The organism is Microbacterium sp. LWH7-1.2, from assembly GCF_038397755.1.
Lineage (GTDB): Bacteria > Actinomycetota > Actinomycetes > Actinomycetales > Microbacteriaceae > Microbacterium.
Genome location: NZ_CP151637.1, coordinates 3838308 through 3857420, shown reverse-complemented (window position 1 = coordinate 3857420; position 19113 = coordinate 3838308). Strand labels below are relative to the sequence as shown.

At 68.8% G+C, this 19113-nt stretch carries 22 protein-coding genes; 6 read left to right on the top strand and 16 right to left on the bottom strand.

Translation table 11 applies throughout. The annotated features are described in order from the left end of the window. Positions 1–110 precede the first annotated feature (110 nt). Entirely contained in the window at positions 111–1694 is a 1584-nt protein-coding gene (locus MRBLWH7_RS17830; protein ID WP_341996923.1) for an L-serine ammonia-lyase, iron-sulfur-dependent, subunit alpha, read from the bottom strand. Between the two features lie 108 nt (positions 1695–1802). Then, positions 1803–2174, bottom strand: coding sequence for a methylmalonyl-CoA epimerase (locus tag MRBLWH7_RS17825; protein ID WP_341996921.1), 372 nt, complete (start codon positions 2172–2174; stop codon positions 1803–1805). A gap of 103 nt (positions 2175–2277) precedes the next feature. Here MRBLWH7_RS17825 and MRBLWH7_RS17820 point away from each other — a divergent pair, with 103 nt between their 5' ends. Next, positions 2278–2445 carry a hypothetical protein gene (locus tag MRBLWH7_RS17820; protein ID WP_341996920.1) on the top strand — a complete coding sequence of 56 codons (168 nt, stop codon included), beginning with the start codon at positions 2278–2280 and terminating at the stop codon, positions 2443–2445. 97 nt (positions 2446–2542) lie between these two features. On the opposite strand, the gene MRBLWH7_RS17815 is transcribed toward MRBLWH7_RS17820, so the two are convergent. Both MRBLWH7_RS17815 and MRBLWH7_RS17810 read right to left on the bottom strand, forming a co-directional pair. Then, positions 2543–3382 (bottom strand): ADP/ATP-dependent (S)-NAD(P)H-hydrate dehydratase, encoded by an 840-nt coding sequence (locus MRBLWH7_RS17815; RefSeq protein ID WP_341996919.1) that lies wholly within the window; start codon positions 3380–3382, stop codon positions 2543–2545. After that, positions 3366–4112 (bottom strand): histidine phosphatase family protein, encoded by a 747-nt coding sequence (locus MRBLWH7_RS17810; RefSeq protein ID WP_341996917.1) that lies wholly within the window; start codon positions 4110–4112, stop codon positions 3366–3368. Before MRBLWH7_RS17810 ends, MRBLWH7_RS17815 begins: the two co-directional genes overlap by 17 nt. Positions 4113–4339: 227 nt before the next feature. Here MRBLWH7_RS17810 and MRBLWH7_RS17805 point away from each other — a divergent pair, with 227 nt between their 5' ends. Further along, the gene (locus tag MRBLWH7_RS17805) at positions 4340–5071 is read left to right on the top strand and encodes an alpha/beta hydrolase (RefSeq protein ID WP_341996915.1); all 732 of its coding nucleotides are present in this window, start codon (positions 4340–4342) and stop codon (positions 5069–5071) included. A gap of 39 nt (positions 5072–5110) precedes the next feature. On the opposite strand, the gene MRBLWH7_RS17800 is transcribed toward MRBLWH7_RS17805, so the two are convergent. The 3 genes from MRBLWH7_RS17800 to MRBLWH7_RS17790 all read right to left on the bottom strand — a co-directional run bounded on the left by MRBLWH7_RS17800 (position 5111) and on the right by MRBLWH7_RS17790 (position 8021). Then, entirely contained in the window at positions 5111–5782 is a 672-nt protein-coding gene (locus MRBLWH7_RS17800; protein ID WP_341996913.1) for a methyltransferase domain-containing protein, read from the bottom strand. A 70-nt stretch (positions 5783–5852) separates the two neighbouring features. Then, the gene (locus tag MRBLWH7_RS17795) at positions 5853–6863 is read right to left on the bottom strand and encodes an alpha/beta fold hydrolase (protein WP_341996911.1); all 1011 of its coding nucleotides are present in this window, start codon (positions 6861–6863) and stop codon (positions 5853–5855) included. 72 nt (positions 6864–6935) lie between these two features. Then, positions 6936–8021: a winged helix DNA-binding domain-containing protein gene (locus tag MRBLWH7_RS17790; RefSeq protein ID WP_341996909.1), complete on the bottom strand. Its 1086-nt coding sequence runs from the start codon at positions 8019–8021 to the stop codon at positions 6936–6938. 359 nt (positions 8022–8380) lie between these two features. Between MRBLWH7_RS17790 and MRBLWH7_RS17785 the strand changes: the two genes are divergently transcribed. Next, a complete protein-coding gene (locus tag MRBLWH7_RS17785; RefSeq protein ID WP_341996907.1) occupies positions 8381–10069 on the top strand; it encodes a hypothetical protein in 1689 nt (562 codons plus the stop codon). Positions 10070–10108: 39 nt separating this feature from the next. Here MRBLWH7_RS17785 and MRBLWH7_RS17780 read toward each other — a convergent pair whose 3' ends face one another. Together MRBLWH7_RS17780 and MRBLWH7_RS17775 are read right to left on the bottom strand one after the other, a co-directional pair. Further along, positions 10109–10636 (bottom strand): DUF1269 domain-containing protein, encoded by a 528-nt coding sequence (locus MRBLWH7_RS17780; protein WP_341996905.1) that lies wholly within the window; start codon positions 10634–10636, stop codon positions 10109–10111. A gap of 185 nt (positions 10637–10821) precedes the next feature. After that, entirely contained in the window at positions 10822–11049 is a 228-nt protein-coding gene (locus MRBLWH7_RS17775) for an RNA-binding S4 domain-containing protein (RefSeq protein ID WP_341996903.1), read from the bottom strand. 168 nt (positions 11050–11217) lie between these two features. Between MRBLWH7_RS17775 and MRBLWH7_RS17770 the strand changes: the two genes are divergently transcribed. The 3 genes from MRBLWH7_RS17770 to MRBLWH7_RS17760 are packed head-to-tail and all read left to right on the top strand — an operon-like array spanning position 11218 to position 12678. Beyond that, positions 11218–11556, top strand: a complete 339-nt coding sequence (locus MRBLWH7_RS17770) for a metalloregulator ArsR/SmtB family transcription factor (protein ID WP_341996901.1) — start codon at positions 11218–11220, stop codon at positions 11554–11556. Position 11557: 1 nt separating this feature from the next. Beyond that, positions 11558–12220, top strand: coding sequence for a dihydrofolate reductase family protein (locus MRBLWH7_RS17765; RefSeq protein ID WP_341996899.1), 663 nt, complete (start codon positions 11558–11560; stop codon positions 12218–12220). After that, positions 12217–12678 carry an SRPBCC domain-containing protein gene (locus MRBLWH7_RS17760; protein WP_341996897.1) on the top strand — a complete coding sequence of 154 codons (462 nt, stop codon included), beginning with the start codon at positions 12217–12219 and terminating at the stop codon, positions 12676–12678. Before MRBLWH7_RS17765 ends, MRBLWH7_RS17760 begins: the two co-directional genes overlap by 4 nt. Positions 12679–12720: 42 nt before the next feature. Here MRBLWH7_RS17760 and MRBLWH7_RS17755 read toward each other — a convergent pair whose 3' ends face one another. From MRBLWH7_RS17755 to MRBLWH7_RS17725, 7 genes are all read right to left on the bottom strand, one after another. After that, positions 12721–12990, bottom strand: coding sequence for a hypothetical protein (locus MRBLWH7_RS17755; protein WP_341996895.1), 270 nt, complete (start codon positions 12988–12990; stop codon positions 12721–12723). Positions 12991–13208: 218 nt separating this feature from the next. Next, the gene (locus tag MRBLWH7_RS17750; RefSeq protein ID WP_341996893.1) at positions 13209–13637 is read right to left on the bottom strand and encodes a VOC family protein; all 429 of its coding nucleotides are present in this window, start codon (positions 13635–13637) and stop codon (positions 13209–13211) included. A gap of 123 nt (positions 13638–13760) precedes the next feature. Then, entirely contained in the window at positions 13761–14336 is a 576-nt protein-coding gene (locus MRBLWH7_RS17745; protein ID WP_341996891.1) for a VanZ family protein, read from the bottom strand. A 297-nt stretch (positions 14337–14633) separates the two neighbouring features. Then, positions 14634–15341 carry a hypothetical protein gene (locus MRBLWH7_RS17740; RefSeq protein ID WP_341996889.1) on the bottom strand — a complete coding sequence of 236 codons (708 nt, stop codon included), beginning with the start codon at positions 15339–15341 and terminating at the stop codon, positions 14634–14636. Between the two features lie 63 nt (positions 15342–15404). Next, positions 15405–17081 carry an extracellular solute-binding protein gene (locus MRBLWH7_RS17735; protein WP_341996888.1) on the bottom strand — a complete coding sequence of 559 codons (1677 nt, stop codon included), beginning with the start codon at positions 17079–17081 and terminating at the stop codon, positions 15405–15407. A 61-nt stretch (positions 17082–17142) separates the two neighbouring features. Beyond that, positions 17143–18072, bottom strand: coding sequence for a carbohydrate ABC transporter permease (locus MRBLWH7_RS17730; protein WP_341996886.1), 930 nt, complete (start codon positions 18070–18072; stop codon positions 17143–17145). Next, positions 18066–19097, bottom strand: a complete 1032-nt coding sequence (locus MRBLWH7_RS17725) for an ABC transporter permease subunit (protein WP_341996884.1) — start codon at positions 19095–19097, stop codon at positions 18066–18068. Before MRBLWH7_RS17725 ends, MRBLWH7_RS17730 begins: the two co-directional genes overlap by 7 nt. Positions 19098–19113 lie beyond the last annotated feature (16 nt).

Here is a 19113-nt window from a genome sequence, read left to right as displayed (position 1 = left end):
CACCGGCGATCCAGGTGCCGCGACATGCGGCATCCGTGACCTCATCCCGAGTGTCGCGGCCCCGGGACAACGCCGGAGGAGGGCCGACGCAAGGCCGCACCGGGGCGGTGTCAGCACTCGATGACGTTCACCGCGAGACCGCCTTCGCTCGTCTCCTTGTACTTGTGCGACATGTCGATGCCGGTCTGGCGCATGGTCTCGACCACCGCGTCGAGCGAGACGTAGTGCGAGCCGTCGCCGCGCAGGGCGAGGCGCGCAGCCGTGACCGCGGTCGACGCGGCGATCGCGTTGCGCTCGATGCACGGGATCTGCACGAGGCCGCCGACGGGGTCGCAGGTGAGACCCAGATGGTGCTCCATGGCGATCTCGGCGGCGTTCTCGATCTGCCGGTTCGTGCCGCCCATCACCGCGGTGAGGCCACCCGCGGCCATCGCGCACGCCGACCCGACCTCGGCCTGGCAACCGCCTTCTGCCCCCGAGATCGAGGCGTTGGCCTTGAACAGCGAGCCCAGCGCCGTGGCGGTGAGGAGGAACCGACGGATGCCTCGGCGGCGGTTGGCCTCGGCGACCTGCTCGCCATCCCAGCCTGCGGCCTCTTCGGAGGTCGCCGCGTGCCCGTGGTAGCCGAGCAGCGCGCTGCCCACCAGCTCGCCGTACGGCGTCACCGCATTGCCGGCTCCGAGGCCGGAGTCGGCGAGGAAGCGCCACCAGTACATCGCGACGGCGGGCAGGATGCCGGCGGCGCCGTTTGTCGGCGCGGTCACCACGCGCCCGCCCGCGGCATTCTCCTCGTTCACCGCGAGCGCGAATGCGCCCAGCCACTCCCCCGGGAGCTCTCGCCGGCCGTCGGCCTCGGCGGCCTCCAGCTGCTCGCGGATGGATGCGGCGCGCCGCTTGACGCCCAGCACCCCGGGCAGCACGCCCCCTGACTGGAGACCTGCCTCGACGCACGCCGCCATCGCGTCCCAGATCGCGTCGAGGCCTTCCGCGATGTCCTCGTCGGGACGCAGCGACTCCTCGTTGATGCGCGCCGCCTCGGCGATCGTGATGCCCCGCTCGTCGCACACCGCGAGCAGCTCCCCGGCGCTCGAGAAGTCCAGGGGGAACGCGTGCGCGCGCACCTGCGCCGGCTCGCCGTCGCGGCGGATGAAGCCGCCGCCGACGGAGTAGTAGGTGTCGCGGACGAGGAGTCCGGCATCCGTCCCGGTCACCGGCTCGATCGGCGCCGCAAGGCCTGTCTGGCGAATCCCGGGCGCGGAGAGGGCGCGCGCGGGGCCGTCGTCCGCTGAGGCCCATGCCTCGAGCCTCATCGCGTTCGGGTGGGCGGGCAGGCGCGTGCGGGGGGCGAACACGACGTCGCCGCGTTCGAACGGCACCGGGTGCGTACCGGCCAACTCGAGCGCGCGCCCGTCGGGCCAGCCGGTCCACGCCGAGCGCACAGCATCCGGATCCACCGACTCCGGCTCGAGATCCTGCAGACCCGCGACGACGGCGTCGGGCGTGCCGTGACCGATGCCCGTCGCGCCGAGCGAGCCGTACAGCGTGCAGGTGACGCGGCCGACGCGCGGCAGCACGCCGCTCTCGCGCAGACGGACGACGAAATCGTGGGCGGCCCGCATGGGGCCGACTGTGTGGGAGCTCGAGGGTCCTACGCCGATGGAGAACAGCTCGAACGCCGAGACGTAGGCGCTCATCGCGACCAGGCTAACCCCACCGGTGCGTGCACTCTGACTCCTGTTACCGACTCGATACGAGCAGGATGCCTCATCATCAGCGCATTCGTGGTGCAGCGTGGCACACCGTCAGGCGGCGACGGGCCGGAACGAGACGAGGCCCACGGTGTTGCCCTCCGAGTCCTCGACGAACGCCTGCCACTCGTCGTGGCCGGCCGGTCCGAGGGTGTCATCGTCGTGGGTGAAGATCACGTGAGGCGGCGAGACGACCTCGGCCCGTTCGCCGATCCGCCCGAGAGCTGCCACCACGTCGTCGACGTGCAGGTACAGCAGGGCGGTCGGGGCGTTGCGGTCGAGCAGCAGCCGGACCCCGTCGAGGTCGAAGAAGAGCAGACCCGGCGGATCGAAGACCGCCGTCGCGTCGGTGCCGAGGAGGGCGGCGTAGAAGCCGGCGGCACGCTCCAGGTCGTCGGCGTGCTGGGCCACCTGCACAAGTCTCATGGCGTCATTCTCGCCCCCGCCTCGGCGGTGTGCCAGTGATGACGCTCTTCCCGCCGCCCGGGGGTTGGGGTATCAATGAGGCAGGCGATCCTGGAGGTTGACCATGCTGTTCGTGCTCTATCTGATCCTGCTCGTCGGCGGAATGGTGATCCTGGGCTTGTCGTTCGCGTCACCGATCCTTCCGGCCCTGGTGTTCGTCGCCGGCCTGCTCTGCATCGTCGCCGCGGTCGCTATTCCGGTCACCGCAGGGGCGTTCGAACAGCGCAGGTAGCGCGGGCGCGATCGGCAGCGTCCACCCGCGGGGCGTTGCCGCTGGGAATCCGCGGCGCTGTGGTCGAGCGGTCCCGCCCAGTTGAGCACGACCCCGGCTATCCGCTCAGGCTGTGGATGGCTGGGGTCAGTTCGTGCGCGAGATCTCGCGCGAGGTACCCCAGACCGATCCGCTCCCCGAGGCGGACCCCCGCTCGAGCATGCGCCCAGGATCCCCACACCGCGGCACGAGCCGGATCGACGCCGCGTGCGGCGAACCCTGCGATGGCGCCGGCGAGCACATCGCCGCTCCCGGACGTGCCCAGCCCGCCGTCGCCGTCGTCGAGCCGCCACGCGCGCCCGTCCGGGCGGGCCACCACGCCGTAGCAGTTCACGACCGCGTCGAAGGCCGCGGCGATCTCGCAGACGTCGGCCACGTCGTCGGCGAGTTCGCGGCCGAGCAGGATCTTCGCCTCGTCCTTGTTGGGATTCAGGACGAGGTCGTCGGGAAGGCTGCCGCGATCGATCTCGGGAAGCACCCCCAGTGCGAAGGCATCGAGCACGACCAGGCGAGGTCCTGTCGCGGCGACGGTCAGCAGCGTCGCCCGCGTCTCGTCGGCGTCGCTGAAGCCGGGCCCGATCAGCACCGCATCGGCCGCGGCGACCCTCTCGCCCAGCTTGCCGTCCAGCGGCGCATCTGCATCGTCCGGGAGCGCCAGGATGCCGGCTTCCGGGAGCGCGATGCCCACCTGCGCGTCGATCGACTGGGGCACCGCGAGCGCGACGCGCCCGGCACCGACCCGCAGCGCCGACTCCCCCGCGAGGAGCACCGCTCCGGGTGAGGTGCGCGATCCGCCGACGACCACGACGTCGCCGCGGGACTTCTTCGAGTCGCCCGGCGCGGGCAGGCTCCACTCCCGCAGGAGCGCGTCGGTGACGGGCTCAGCGCGGCTGGACATCGGGATCCCCGGGGTGGGCGGTGACATCGGCGCCCTCGCGCTGGAGGTGCGCGACATCCGAGAACGCGGCGAGCTTCCAGCCGGCATCCGCCCGGACCAGGTGCGTGATCGAGGCGTTCAAGACGGTGTGATCGTCGGCGAAGCTGAGCAACTCGTCCTCGCGCAGCGGCAGCAGGATGTAGAGCAGCAGCATGACCACCGCATCATGCACAACCAGCATCGCCGTGTCGGGACCGCTCTCCAGCGCCTCGCGCAGGAACGACCGGAGTCGCAGGGCGACGTCCGCCCAGGACTCGCCCCCAGGCGGCCGATGGTAGAACTTGCCGAGGTGGCGGCGCCGCGAGAATTCCTCCGGGTGAAGACGCGCCACGCCCTGCCTCGTGAGCAGATCCAGGATGCCGAGCTCGCGGTCGCGCAGCCGCTCGTCGACGAAGACCCGCGGGCCTGCTGCTCCGTCCGGCGGGCCGGGCACTCCGTCGCCCAGGGCGATCGCGAGCGTCTCCCGTGCTCGGGCGTAGGGCGACACCCAATACAGGTCGATGTCGTCACGGTGGCCGGCGAGCCACGCACCGAGGGCGGCCGCCTGCTCCTGCCCGGTCCCGGAAAGGGGGACATCGGCGTCCCGCACGTCGAGCGGGATCACGTCGAGACCTTCGATCTCGGCGCGCGTCGCCGCGATGTTCCCGATGCTCTCACCGTGCCGGACGAGCCACAGCTCCCTCACTGCCATCGCCCCAGGCTAGGCACGTCACCCCCGCCGCAGATACCCATTGACAGACGGTGCCTGTCGCGTCGCGCACAACCGCGGTCGAGCGTTCACCACCCCGCCATCCGGACAACGCTGGCGCCGACGCGGCGCGCGGCCCTAAGGTGTCGGGCAGCGCGTCCAGGACAGCACACGACGCGACTTGGATCATCCGCAGCCGCCTGGGGGCGGCGCAACAGATGGGAAGTCGAATGTCAGACAGCAAGCCGACCATCGTCCTCGTGCACGGCGCGTGGGCCGACGCATCCAGCTGGAACGCCGTCAGCGTTCCTCTCCAGGCGGAGGGGTACACGGTCCTCGCCCCGCCGAACGAGTTGCGCGGGCTGACGTCCGACGCGGCCTACATCGCATCGTTCCTGGCGCAGCGGACGAGCGGACCCGTCGTGCTCGTCGGTCACTCCTACGGGGGTGCGGTCATCACGAACGCCGGCGCGAACGGGGGCGACGTGAAGGCGCTGGTGTACGTCGATGCCTTCATCCCGGACGAGGGCGAGACCGTCGTCGGGATCCTCGAGGGATCGGGCTCAGCCCTCGCGGTCGCGGATCCGACCACGGTGCTCGACGTCGCCGGCTATCCGGGCGCACCGGAGGGCGCCGCCGAGGCCTTCCTCAAGCCGCAGACGGTGCACGACGCGTTCGCGCAGGACCTCCCGGAGGCGGACCGGTGGACCATCGTCGCGACCCAGCGTCCGGCATCCTTCGTCGCGAACGTGACACCGTCGGCCGCACCCGCGTGGAAGACGATTCCCAGCTGGGCGGTCCTTGGCACCGAGGACCGCGTCATCCCGATCGATACGCAGTGCCGCATGGCCGAGCGTGCCGGCGCCACGATCACCGAGGTCGACGCGTCGCACGTCTCGATGGTGTCGCAGCCGGACGCGACGCTCGAGGCGATCCGCGCCGCGGCGGCATCGATCAGCTGACCCCTCCCGCCACGCGGAGTGCGCCGGTATCGCACGCGGTCACGCCCGTGCGATACCGGCGATGTGGGTGTTGAACGGGAGGAACGGCGTGCGGATCCGGTAACGCTCGATCGCCACATCGTTGAAACCCGCGGAGCGCACGGTCCGCTCCAGGTCTCGCTCGCACGAGCAGCCCTCGAACGTCCACGCCCACGGACGCCGGAGAAGCCGCTGCGCAGCCCGGGTCGGCGAGCCCTCCGGCGCCACGACATGCTCGAGGAACCGGAAGGTGCCCCCCGGCCGCAGGATGCGCCGCACCTCGGCCAGCACCGTGGCGGGATCCTGCACGGAGCACAGCACCAGGGATGAGATCACGCACTCGGCGCTGCTGTCGGGCAGCCCTGTCCGCTCCGCCATTCGCTCACGCACGTCCAGACGCACGCCCTGCCGGTGCGCCGCGTCGCGCAACGGGCCGTGCATGGACCGGTTGGGCTCGATGGCCACGAGCGTGCCGCCGGCCGGGAGGTAACGCAGGTTCGCTCCGACGCCCGGCCCGATCTCGACCACTTCGCGAGGGAGATCGGTGAAGATGCGCTGCTTGTGCGCGCGCAGCGTGCGCTCGATGTACGGATCCATCACGCGGAAGAAGGCCGCGTTGAAGGGGCCGCGGATCGTGTGCTGTTCGAACTCGAAGGCGGTGTCCGCCTCGCGGGTGGTCGCGGTGTCGGCCATGGCTCCTCCTCGGATCGTCGGTGATACCAGCGTCGTGGGCCGCGGTCGCGCGCACAGGCGTGGAACTACCTCACTTCCGCGTTCCTGAGGCGTCGCGCTGTGCCACGAACCACCCCGCGATCTGGGCTCGCGACGTGAAGCCCAGGCGTACCCGGATCCTCTCGACGTGCCCTTCGGCGGACCGCTCGTCGATTCCGAGCCGCGCCGCGATCTCCCTGTTGGTCCGGCCCTCGCTGACCAGCGCGGCGACCTGGGTCTGCCGCGGCGTGAGCGTCCCGGGTGCGCGCCGCAGACTGCGCAGTCCGAGGAAGCGGCGGATCGGCGCCACGACGCTCTGCGCATCGCCTACGTACGGAAGGTGTGATCGTCCCGGCAGGACGACGAGCCTCGCGTCGGGGATGCCCTCGGCCAGCGTGGTGGCTTCCGAGACCGGAGCCGCACGATCCTGAGCGCGATGCAGCACCAGGGTCGGCGCGTCGACGTCTGCGAGGAAGCCGCTGACGTCGAGCTCGTAGCTCAGGGCGAGCAAGGCCCGGGCGGTCGCCGCCGTGGAGGAGGCGCGCTGATAGCGACCGAAGTCCTTCCGCATCGCCGACGTTGCGTCGGGCGCGAAGATGTCGGTGAGCACATCAGCACCCAGGCCCCAGTGCGACTCGACCAGCGCCAGAACGTGATCGCGTGCGCTGGCGGGTGAGATGTTGGTCCCCGTCGCCCACCCGCCGTACAGCACGAGACGCCGCACCGTCGCGGGATGCGTCGCCGCCCACGCGACCGCGACCAGTGCCCCCATCGACGTCCCGATCACGTCGAAGGGCTCCGGGCCCACGACCTCCGCGACCGCAGCCAACTGCTCCAGTTCGTACGCCAGCGAGGGCGATCGGTCGGTCGACGGAGACAGCCCGCACCCGGCGCGGTCATACCGCACGAGCCGGCCGCCCTCCGCGAGGCTCGCGTAGAAGGCCCTCTCGTCGGGCATCTGCCAGCTCAGCTGCAGATGACCGATCCATCCGCTCACGTACACGATCGGGCGCCCCGCACCCACCGAGGCGTACGCGACCTCGGTGCCATCAGACGTCGTCACGCGACCGACGCGTTGCTGCACACGCCCATTATGGCGAGTGCCCCACCTCCCCTCGAGGGCGATCCGGCTCCGTCACGCTCGGCTCACGCGGGGCGGCTCCTGCCATACCAGGCGCGGCTCGAGTTCGAGGTAGCGGGCGCAGCGGGCGGCAGCATCCTGAATCGCGTCTTCCTCATCGGGAGCGAGACGTCGCAGCGTGCGGATCTCGAAGGTCGCCGCCCGCGCCGTGAGCGTTCGCTTCATCCCCGCGACCACCTGCCCGTCGACGAGCGCCATGCCGATCGCGCTCTCGCGCCCTCGCGACAGCAGTCCGTCGGCATCGAGCGCCCAGCGCGAGTCCTGATAGCCGCGATACATCTCGTCGAGCACCTGCAGCAGGTGGCCTTTCGGCGAAACGGATGCTGCGGGCCGTCCGGGAGCGTGCCAATAGGTGCGACCGTCGTGATCGAACGACTCGAGTCGGTCCGCCGCTTCCGCGAGTCCGCGGCGCACATCGGTGAGGGTGAGCGTCGCCCAGTAAGCGAGGTCGCGCGCAGTGGCGGGCCCGTGGGAGGTGAAGTAGCGGAGGGCGAGCTCGGCGAGCGCCTCGTCACGAGACAGTCGCCGCGGCGCGCCGACCCGGTCCGAGAAGAGCGCGTAGGTGTGCTCTCCATCGCGCGGGACGCCGCTGCAGATCCGGGCGTGCAGCTCGAGATGGCCCGCCAGAAGCATGAGCTGCATCCCCGTCAGTTCGTGACCGCGCTCCGCGAGGGCGTCGGCGAGCTCGGTGCGGGTGCGGTCCGGCGACTCGGCGAGCGTTGCGAGCACGGCGTCGGTGAGGGCGGTCAGGCGATCGCCGAGCGCGACGAGCTGCTGGTCCACCGTCGGCAGCACGCGGTCGCGGGTGAGCTCGAGGAGCCACAGCGCGTCGTCGGCGAGGACGTAGTGCCATGTCGGACGCAGCACGTGCGTCCTCAGCACGCGTCCGCTTGCCAGCAGACCGGCGAGGTCGGCCGCGCGCGGGTCGTGCGTGCGAGTGGCGACGGCCCACGCCGACTGCGACGGATTCTCAGCCTGAACGGCGAGGAGCGACCGCACGACGGCCTCCGCGCCGTCGACGGGTGCCGCCAGATGCTGCGAGTGCAGTCGCCAGCGTGAGATGTCGCGATCGTTGAGCACACGACGAGCGTAAACGGGCGGAGTGCCAGGTCGACGGCAGCGGTCATCGATACGCACTGCCCGCGGCGCTCGAGCCCAGCTCCAGCGCGACAGCGGACTGGTCTTCGGCCCGCTCACTCGGCAGCAGGTGCGGCAGCTGGGGGTCATCAGCCGACGCCTCGCCCGGGCCATCGACCCGGCCGAGACCTGGAGTCCGGCCGGCGGGCCGACCGAGCACCCGTGACCAGGGCAGGGAGACCGGCCGTCGCCTATACTCCCTGAAGTATCCCCCCCAACATACGGCGCGGTATTTCCAGGTACGACGTCGTATCCCGAAGCGGGCCCCCCACCCGCCGTCCATCGGAGTGCATGTGGTTCGAGTGCAGCCGACCACGCCCGTCAGCAGTGAATCCCCGACGCGCGCGGCCGTCCGTGCCGCGCAGCGGCGGCGGCGCTCGCTTCTGCTTCTCGGCGTCATTCTCGTCCTCGCGGTCGCGCTGGCTGTCGTCCTCGGCATCTTCCTCTCGCGCGGAACCGCCGGCGGATCCCCTCAGGAACCGGCGGCGGGCGGATGTCTGCCGTCGGCTCTGCGCATCACCGCGGATCCGGCGATCGCGGGAGCGCTCGAGGCAGTCGTGGCCGACCTGGCGGAATCAGGCTCGGACTGCGCCGACGTGACGATCCGAGCCGAAGACAGCTCGGTCACCGCCGCGAGGCTGGCTGAGGGTTCGGCGCCGGCCTTCGACGTCTGGGTGCCGGACTCGGCGATGTGGCCCGCGCGAGCGACCGGCCAGGCTGAGCTCACCGGCGTGGAGGCGGCGGAACTGGTCGTCGGTGCCCCCGTGGCCAGCACCCCTGTCGTCTTCGCGGCCACGGAATCGACGGCTCTTGCGCTCGAGTCCGCGGGCGCGGGGTTCTCGAGCCTCGCAGGGCGCGTGGTCTCCGCCGTGCTGCCGGACCCGTCGACGGTCGCCGCGAGCTCCGCCGCGCTGCTCGCCCTGCAGACCGCGGTCGGCGGCGACGCACGCACCTTCACGGCCCTCGTGCTCGGCCTCGACACCGGCGTCGTCCCCACGGCCGCCGATGCGCTCGCCGCCGTCTCCGCCGCGACGACACCGACGATCGCGGTGACCACGGAGCAGGCACTGCGGGCGTACGGCGACCAGGCGCAGACCGCACTCGTGCCGATCTATCCCGCCGACGTGAAGCCTGCGCTGGGTGTGCCCCTCGTGACGCTCGCCGACGCCTCGGCCGACACGCTCGAGGCCGTGGAGGTGCTCGGCGCTGCCGTGGCGGACGCAACCGACCGTCTCGCCGAGCATGGCCTGCGCGATGCCGAAGGGGATGCGCCCGACTCGGCGGCGGATTCTGCCGGCGCCGGCGCCGCCGTCCAGCCCATCGACAGCGCCAACCAGGCCGAAGCGCTCCGAACCTGGCAGATGCTCACCGCGCCGTCACGGATGCTCTCCCTCAACGACGTCTCGGGTTCCATGCTCCAGCCGGCCACCGACGACTTGCGACGCATCGACCTGTTCGAACAGGCGGCCGTCCGGGCGGTCAACTCCCTGTCGGACGACTCCTCGCTCGCCACCTGGGTCTTCTCCAGCAGGCGGATCGGCGGACAGGACTGGCAGGAGATCGTCCCGTTCGGCCCGCTGGGCGATCCGGCGCACAAACAGCGCACGATCGACACGGCCAATGGGCTCGACAGCCTGGTCGGCGGAGGTACCGGACTCTACGACAGCGTGCTCGCGGCGGTGCAGTACATGCGTGACACGTATGTCCCCGGTCAGGTGCATCTGGTCCTGCTCAACACCGACGGCGTCAACGAGGACGACGACGGCCTCGACCTCCCGGAGCTGCTCGCACAGCTCGAGACCCTCAGGGATCCGGCCAAGCCCGTCGCCGTCATCGCCATCGGCTACGGGCCCGACACCGACCAAGCCGCGCTGGAGCAGATCGCGGCCGCCACCGACGGCGCGGCTTACCAGGCCCTGCAGCCGACCGACATCGGCACGGTGCTCATCGACGCCGTCACCCAGCGCGGCTGCCGTCCGAACTGCGGTTAGCGCCCGCTCTGCCCGTCGCCCCCGCGAGATGGAGATCGACTAGGAGTTGATCTGCTCGACGACGTCGTCGGCCGATTCCTCGATCGCCTTGCGCAGCTTCTCGTAGTCGTCGGAATCGATCGCCTTGCTGATGCGCTTGTCCGACCGCTGAAGCGCCTTCTCGACGTTGTCGGCCCAGCGATCGTCGACCACCGCCACGACCGCCGAGGTCCCCGGGGCGAGGTACTCGTCGACGTCGACGCCGAACTGCTTCTCCTCACGGTTCTTCTTGATCTTGCCGAGGATCGCGCCGATCCCGGCGCCGACCGCGGTGGCCGCCAGGAGCGGCGGAGCGAACAGGCCCACCACCACGCCGGCGCCGGCTCCCCAGGCGGCACCCTTGCCGACAGACTTGTCGCCGTGCTCCTTGACCCGGACCTTGCCGTCCTTGTCGCGGACCAGCACGACCGCGCCGATGATCTCGTAGCCGCCGGCGTCCTGGCCGCTTCGAAGCGCCTGGTAGTCGTCCGACGCGGCCTCGGTGTCGTCGTACGAGCCGACCACCAGCGCGAGGTTCTGCGTACCCATCGATCTCTCCTTCGGTTGCTCCCGGAGGCGACCGGCCGGCCGCTTCCGGACTCTGGGTCATCAGGGTGCTGTGATCCTATTGCGACCTGAGAGCGCTGGCGAGGCTCCGGCCGGTGAATTGGCCGCCTTCTGTGGCGAGGTGCTCCGCAGCGGCTCGCTGCACCGTCTTGGTCCCGTCGGGCGCTCTACGGGCAGACGCGTACCCTGCGCCCTTCGAAGCTGACGACATCGCCGAGCTGCAGTTGCCGTCCGCGGCGGCGATCCACCTCGCCGTTCACGAGCACGTAGCCGTCGATGATCGCCTCCTTCACGTTCCCGCCGGAGTCGAGGAGCCCGGCGAACTTGAGGAACTGCCCGAGGCGAATGGACTCGCCGCCGATCGGGACGTCGTCGATCGGTGCCGGGTTCGTCATCCCCGAATGCTAGCCGACCCGACCGGAGGACATCGCCCTGCGGCCCGAAGCCGTGGATCATCGCCTCCTGAGGGCTGCAGATCGCCGGCCTCCCGGTGCGGTTCATCGATCACTGAACCGGGTGCGGAGTGGTTGACCCTCCCCCGTCTCGGCGCAATAGTTAGGTGTATGCCTAACTATCCCGGAGAGCTGGATGCGGTGCTCCGCGCTCTCGCGGACCCGACACGACGCGCGATCGTCGAGCGACTGGCGAAATCCCCGGCCGTCGTGTCCGACCTGTCGGCGCCGTTCTCGATGACGCTGCCGTCGCTGCTTCAGCACCTGCGGATCCTCGAGGACGCGAGAGTCGTCACTTCGAGCAAGCAGGGGCGGGTGCGGACCGTGAGCCTGCGACCCGGGGCGCTCGACGTCCTGCACCTCTGGCTGGGCGAGCAACGAACGTCTGCGGAACGCCAGGCCGACCGCCTCGGCATCCACCTGGCCCGCACAACCACCAAGGAGATCTGAAATGACTCGCGTTCGCGTCGATCTGTTCTCGTCACTCGACGGATACACATCTGCACCCGACCCCGGGGCCGACAACCCGATGGGTGAGGACTGGGGCCCCTTGACCGCGGCCTACGCGGCGACGCGCACCTTCCGGCACAAGGTCTTCGGCGACACGAGCGGGGCGGGCACGACAGGGCTCGATGAGTCGTTCGCCGCCGCGTTCTTCGAGGGCGTAGGTGCCGAGATCATGGGCGCTGCCATGTTCGGTCTGCACGCGTTCCCCGATGACCCGGACTGGAAAGGCTGGTGGGGCGATCGGCCGCCGTTCGGCCATCCGGTCTACGTGCTCACGCACTCCGCACCGCGGCCGTCGATCCCGATGGAGGGCGGGACGACGTTCGAGTTCCGCAACGGTCCGATCGAGGACGTCCTGGCCGAGGCGAAGGCTTCCGCCGGCGGTCTCGACGTGCGCATCGGCGGCGGCGTGCGCACCGCGCGCGAGTTCCTCCGCGCCGGCCTCGTCGACGACCTCCACGTCGCGATCGCGCCGATCCTGCTCGCCCGGGGCATCCGCGTGTGGGACGACCTCCGGGGCCTCGAATCGACCCACGGCGTGCAGACCCGGGTCGCCGAGAGCGGCACGATCCACGTCACCTTCACCCGCGAGGAGACATCCCGATGACAACCGACCGCCGCCTCGCTCACTCCGGATTCACGCTCATCCGCGACTACCCCGTACCCGTCGGCAGTGTCTGGCAGGCGTTCGCCGACGGGGAGCGGAAGCGCCGCTGGCTCAGCGACGGAGACGCGTTCGAGCCCGGCGAGTGGAGGTTCGACTTCCGCGTCGGCGGACGCGACGTCGACGAGGCGAAGTTCCACGGCGGCCCGCTCTCGCGGTATGAAGCCGTCTACACCGACATCGTCGAACACGTTCGCATCGTCACGACCTACGACATGTGGCTCGATGGCACCCACATGTCGACGTCGGTGGCGTCGTTCGAGTTCGAGGAGATCCCGGGCGGCACCAGGCTCACGCATGTCGAACACGGCGTCTTCTTCGACGGATTCTGGGCGGACGGCCCGACCCGCGAAGAGGGCACTCGAGGCCTGCTCGAAGCCCTGGCCCGTCACCTCGACTAGCATCCGAGCGGCAGGATGCTGCGTCCCTGGCGTCTCGGGGACCTACCAGATCGTGCCGCCGCCGATCGAGATGCCGCCCCACGTGAGCGCGATGAAGATCGCGGCGAAGACGACGGGCGCGATGCCCTTGCCGTTGCGCGCGAGGCCCTTGAGGAGGGCGATCACGGCGAGGACCGCGGCGACGATGGAGAGTGCGCCGCCCAGGATCAGCCCGATGAAAAGCGGGATGGGCATGAGCACCAGGCCGGCCAGCGCGAACCAGAACGCGGCCCAGGCAGTCGGATTGGACTGACGTTCGACGGAGGAGGACATGGCTCCATCTTCGCGTGCCGCGGAATGACAAGAGACGCGCGGCTCACCGGAAACACCAAACCTGCGGGGATCCGCGGTCCTGGCGGAGCTCGGAACAACCCGAGGCATGGACGCACGCCCGCACTGGCTGGGGAGATCTCCCCTGACCCCTCTGCGCTTCGGGCACCTTTCGAGGATGTGGCGACGGGCGCCGGACGACCGTCCGCCTCGATGCCGGCTCACTGCAGGCAGAACTCATTCCCCTCGGGATCCTGCATCTGGTAGTAGTGCTCGGGCCAGGGCCCCCACGATTGGTCGACGAGCCGGACGACCTTGCCGCCGAGCCCGACGATGCGGTCCTTCTCCGCCTCGAGCTCGGCGTGCGAGGGGACCCGTCCCGGCGTGGCGCTGATATCGAGGTGCAGCCGATTCCTTCTGGACTTGGGCTCGGAAGCGTGATGGAAGAAGAGCCGCGGACCGACACCTTCCGGGTCTGCTGCGAGGCCGCGCGCGGCAAGGTCTTCCTCGGTGAGACCTGTGGCGAGCAGTTCGCGCTTGAGTGGCTCCTCCCACTCGGCCTCCGGATAGCCGAACACGCCCGCCCAGAACCGCGCGAGCGCTGGCGGGTCGTCGGCATAGAACGTGATGTTGGCGAGTTTCGAGTCCATCGTGTGCTCCTCCTCCCGTTGCCAGGCTTCGCCCCCGGCTCGCCGCCACACTAGACCCCCGCTCCGACGTCACTGACGGCGTCGACTGTCTCGCGCGTGGGCTCTCGTCCGCGGGAGCGATGCTCACCGCGTCGCGGTGCGGTGCTCCACGACGACGTCGCGTTGCGGCCCATAGTTCAGCGGAGAGAGGACGAAGACGACGACCGCGAGCAGAGTGAGCGCTGAGACGATCATGCACATCCGTGCCATGAGAACTGGCGTGCGTTCGCCTGCTGCTCGCCGCACGGCGACGAAGATCGCCCAACCGGTGAGTGCGCCCGCGGTGTTGATGATGAGGTCTGTGGTGTCGAAGCTGCCGGTTGAGATCAGATGCTGCGTCGTCTCGAGCGCAAGACTCGTGCCGAGGGCGGCCGCGCCCACCTTCCCCCACGACCAGCTGGGTGCGATCGACCCCAGGAAGAGGCCGAATGGCATGAACAGGACGAGATTGATCAGCAGCTCTGCGGGCGAGCTCGCCCCCGCGTCTCCGCTCGGGACGAACGGAACGAGCTTGATGGGTCGCGCGAGACCCGCGGCATCGCCGATCCACGGGACCTCGAGCTTCCAAAGGACCACCCAAGCCAGCAGCAGGAGGTAGGCGGCGAAGACAAGGAAGACGACGCCGTGACGGCGCCTGCCAGGCGTGGCTGAAACTGTCACACGAGATCTTCTCGCATGACCCTTTGAAACAGCCGATCCGTGTGTCCCGAGGGCTCTCCCCGTGCGGGACCGTAGTCGTCGTCGCGCCGCCTTGTCGTCGGCGAGGCCCCTCGGCATGTCAGGTGGTGGCGGGTCAGCGCTGTACGTCGTATCTGACGTGGGTGATTCCCTTGGACGGGATCACGCGGGTCGGCTGCATGCGGATGGGTGTGCGCAAGCTGGTCGAACAGTTTGACGCCCGATCCGGGCAGCACCCCGGTGATCGCGAGTTCCACCACGACGGCTCGTCATCGCGCGTCAGGCATCACCCGTGAATTCCTTCGTGACGTGGTCGAGGACCGGGCGCGCCATCAGCGCGAGGAGACCCACACCCGCCCACAGGAAGAGCAACAGGACCACCTCCGACGCGATGAGAACGACGAACGCGGCGACGAGGACGAGCGACAGGACGCCCAGCGAGTAGCCCCAGCGAGGAACGATCTGCGCGAGCGCGATGCGAGCGGCATCGCGGGTTCGAAAGCGGAAACCTGCCGTGAGGACGAGCATGTGGCCGGACCAGACGATGACGAGCGCCGCCAGGACGAGCACGACGGGACGCATCGCTGCTCCGCCGTCGACGTCATCGAGATGGAGGAGGTTGAACGTCAGTATCGAAAGCAACAGGCTCACGGGAACAGCCCAGGCGAGCGTCGCACCGATGTCTCGGCGATACGCGCGGAAGAAGTACCTCCCCGGCGCGAGGTCATTGGATCGAGCCGCCGCGCGAACTGCCGACAACCCGGCGACGAGCGCCGGAGCAACCGGCAGCAGAGTAAGGACGAACAGCGGCAGGTTGGATGGATCGCGGTCGAGCAGCAGGATGGCGCCGATCGTGGGAATCGTCGCGAGCAGGAGCTGGAGTTCGAGCACCAGCATCCGATACACCACGGCGGCAGCGCGGGAGAGCGGTCCGCGCCCGATCTCGTCCGCCATGACTGCCCGGCGCGGGTGATGGTCGACGCTCATGCTGCTTCTCCTTCGGAAGGGGACGGCGGGCCGGCGGCGCGAAGGCGGCCGACCCGCCGAGTCTCACTCTGCGGACGTGCCGCGGCCGCGCTCCAGCGCGGTGTTGAAAGTGTCGATGAGCTGACTCGCCCCGAGGCCCTCCATCTCGCTGACGTACGCGTCCCAGTCGTCCTCGATCGACCGCTGACCCGTGATGAACGCCGCAGTTGCGGACTGCACAGCGTCAGAGAGCTGCGTCTGGAGAAGCGACGTCTGCTCGAGTTCGATCTCGTCCAGAAGCGGAGCCGGTGCTGTCGGCAGCTGCTCCTTCGCATCGAGCTGCTCCTCGGTCCACGATGCGATCTCATCGGTCATCATCGAGAGCACGAGGTCGCGCGAAGACCCGTTGGCGAGCAGGAAGACCCCGTTGCTGTACCCGAAGTCGGCATTCAGCAGCTTGGGTGCCCCCGCGTTGATCGAACTCCAGGCGATGTCGTCGGTGAGCTTGCGCGTGCCGTCCGTCTCGCGGGTGAAGGTCTCGCCTTCGACGCCCCACTGGGCGAACTCGAGCCCTTCGTCGGAGTAGTAGAGCCAGTCGATGAACTGCAGGAGCGCCTTGAAGTACGGCTTGTCAGCTGCCTCGCTGCCGATGAGAAGCCCGGAAGTGAAGCGCCCGCTCGCCATGTTCGAACCGGCCGGTCCACCCGGCACCGAGATCAGCCGGATGGGGACGTCCCCCCGGCCCGCATCCGCCAGCTTCGCCCGATAGTCGGCGAGCGCCTGGGTGTTCCCCGAGATGGCGGCCGTCCGACCGGAGACGAACTTCTGGACCGCCTGGTCGTCGCTCTGCGTGATCTCGGGGTCGAGCACCCCGGCGGCCACCAGGTCGGCGGCGTAGGTCACGACATCCTTGTACTCTTCGGTCGTCCCCGTGAAGACGTAGTCCCCGGCCTCGTCGTCGTACCAGGTGTTCGAGTATCCCCATCCCGCAGCGGTGCCGTAATTCGGAGCCATGACGCTGAGCAGCGAGCCCAGGGGCTGCGAGTCCGTCCAGCGGTCCGACATCGCGTAGTCGATATCGGGGTTCGCCTCCTTCACCTCCTCGAGCTGCTCGAGAAACTCGTCCCAGGTGGCAGGGTCGCCCTCGATCCCGGCCTTCTGCCAGAGGTCCTCGCGGATCACGACCGAGTACTGGATGTCCGGCGCCTCACGCAGGCCGGGGAGATGGTAGATCTTCCCGTCCGCCTGTCGGCGGTTGTCGAGGTCCTCCTCGAGACCCCAGTCCTCGATCTTCTGCATGAAGTTGGGCAAGTAGTCGAAGTACTCCGAGACGGGCAGAAGCGCGCCGCCCGATACGAACTGCGTCTCGCTGCCCGCGTAGGTCGACGAGATGATGTCGGTCGCCTCACCGCTGCCGATGAGCAGGGACTTCTTCTGATCGAAGTCGGCCATCGGGATGTCGGTGCGCGAGAAGGTGACGTTCTGGTCGTCCGAGAGGTGCTGGAAGATCGACCAGTCGTCCTTGACCGGATAGTTGGGATGGTCGCGGTACATGATCGAGAAGTCGACCGGCTCCGTCGCCTTGAACGTGACGCCGACGCCGAAGTCCTCCATGGCTCCGACGGAGTGGGCCTCGTCGATGGTCGCTCCGCCGTCAGTCGCGACCGGCTCGCCGGTCGGACCGTTCGAGCACGCGGCGAGCGCGACCGCGCATATGGCGAGGCCCGCGAAGCCCGCGAGTGCCTTGTGAGTGATGGTCATGATTGTCTCCTGTTCTTGAACGTCGTCGTTCGGGGGAATGGGATTCGAGAGAGGCGCATGCTCAGCCCTTGACGGACCCGAGCATCACGCCCGAGACGAAGTAGCGCTGGATGAAGGGGTAGAGGCAGATGATCGGAAGCACGGTGAGCAGCATCGTGACGGCCTGGATGTTGGACGCGATCTGAACGGCCTCGCCGCCAGTCGCCTCCTGCGTTCCCGTCGCCGCGGCGATGAGGTTGCGCAGGTAGACCGTCACAGGGAACTGGGACTTGTCATCCATGAACAGGAACGCGCTGAACCAGGAGTTCCAGAGGCTCACCGCGTAGAAGAGGGTCATCGTCGCGATGACCGCTTTGGACAGCGGCAGAACGATACGGAAGAAGATGCCGTACGTCGACAGCCCGTCGATCGCGGCCGCCTCCTCGAGGTCTGTGGGGAAGTTCTCGAAGAACGACTTCATGACGAGGAGGTTGAAGACGCTCAGGGCGCCCGGCACGACGATTGCCCAGATGCTGTTGCGCCAGCCGAGATAGCTGGCGATGAGGATGTAGTTCGGAATGAGGCCGCCACCGAAGAACATCGTGAAGACCGCGACGCCGACGAAGAACGCGCGTCCCTTGAGGTAGGGCTTGCTGAGCGCATACGCGTACGTCGTCGTCATCGCCATGGCGATGATCGTTCCGACGATCGTGTAGAGGAACGTGTTCGCGTAGTTCGTCCAGAACAGCTGATCGCTCAGCACGACACGGAAGGTGTCGAGGTTGAACCCGCGCGGGACGAGATTGACCTCGCCGGCGGCGATGTAGCCCTCGGAGGAGAACGCCTTCGCGATCAGATTGACGAAAGGGTACAGCGTGACGGCGCAGACCAGCAGAACGCACATCACGTTGACGGCACGGAACGCCTGGGCCCCGCGCGACTCCCGGATGACTCCGGCCTCCCTCCGGACGTGGGCGATATCCGGCTTCTGGGGCAGGGATTCGGTCACCATAGCGAGGTTCCAACCATTCGACGAGAGAGTGCATTGGCGCCGAGCACGAGTACCAGGCCGATGAGGGCCTCGAACAGTCCGATGGCCGTTCCGTAGGAGAACTGGGCCGACTGGATGCCGACGCGGTACAGGTAGGTGGCAATGACGTCGGCCGTGGAGTAGATGAGCGGGTTCTGCAGGAGCAGCACCTTCTCGAATCCGACGGACATGAACGAGCCGATGTTCAGGATGAGGAGCACCATCATCGTCGGCTGAATGCCGGGCAGCGTGATGTGCCACGTCTGCTGCCACCGGTTCGCGCCGTCGATCCGCGCCGCCTCGTACAGCTGGTCGTCGATCGTCGTGAGGGCGGCGAGGTAGAGGATCGTGCCCCAGCCGACGGTCTGCCACACCTCGGATGACACATAGATCGCACGGAACCACTCCGGCCGCTGCATGAACGGCACGGGGTCGGCGCCCATGGCCTCGACCAACTGGTTGACCGTTCCATTGAGTGCTGTCAACTGCAGGACGAGCCCCGCGACGATGACCACCGACATGAAGTGCGGCAGGTACGAGATCGTCTGCGCGATCCGCTTGAACCGCCGTGACCGCAGCTCGTTGAGCATGAGAGCCAGGATGATCGGCAGCGGGAAGGTGATCAGCAGCGTGAGGGCTCCGAGGATCACGGTGTTCCAGAACACCGTCCAGAACTGCTGGTTCGAGATGAACGCATCGAAGTAGTAGAACCCCACCCATTCGTCTCCGAAGATCGATCCTCCGGGGCGGAATCGACGAAAGGCGATGATGTTGCCCAGCATCGGGACGTACTTGAACACCAGCAGGAAGATCAGCGGTGCGATGAGAAAGGTGTAGAGCCGCCAGTCCCGGGCGAGAGCTCGACGCCACGACAGCTTGGCGCGGGGAGTGCGGTCGCTTCGGAAGAAACGTCGCCTTGCCGGTGCGGTCGTGATCGCCCGCGTCTCGTTGACAGGAGGCGGATCGCCCACCAGCGTCAGGGGTGGTGTTTCAAGGGACTGTGTCATGAGAGCTCCACATCGT